This window comes from Pseudomonas sp. FSL W5-0299, assembly GCF_005930655.1.
Taxonomy (GTDB): domain Bacteria; phylum Pseudomonadota; class Gammaproteobacteria; order Pseudomonadales; family Pseudomonadaceae; genus Aquipseudomonas; species Aquipseudomonas mandelii.
In genome coordinates this window covers 1-316 of the sequence record NZ_RXHX01000132.1, presented here as the reverse complement: position 1 = coordinate 316, position 316 = coordinate 1, and the positions used below count along the sequence as shown (strand labels likewise).

Below are 316 nucleotides of genomic sequence, written 5' to 3'. Positions count from 1 at the left end.
CACAAAAAAGCCCACTGACCGTCTCCGGTCAGTGGGCTTTCTCTGATTACGCTTCTACTTACAAAGCCATATCACTGGCAGCATTAGCCTTCGGCGCTTTCGCCTTATCAGCATCAGCCGGAGCAGCAGCCGGAGCCGCTACCTGACCAATCGCCGGCGGCGGCGTCAGTTGCAGCACCTTGGCGGTGTAAGCCCACTCCTGCGCAACCTTCTCAGGGCTGCCGTTCAGCTGAGTGCCATAGCTCGGCACGATCTGATGCAGCTTTTCCTGCCAGGCAGGCGAAGCCACCTTGTCCTTGAACACTTTCTGTAGGTG

General features: G+C 57.9%; 1 protein-coding gene. It reads right to left on the bottom strand.

Features of this window, described 5'->3' with window-relative positions; genetic code table 11:
- Window positions 1–58: 58 nt before the first annotated feature.
- The coding region (locus FHL16_RS33940) for a malate:quinone oxidoreductase (protein ID WP_177346278.1) at window positions 59–316 on the bottom strand (258 nt) is incomplete at its 5' end.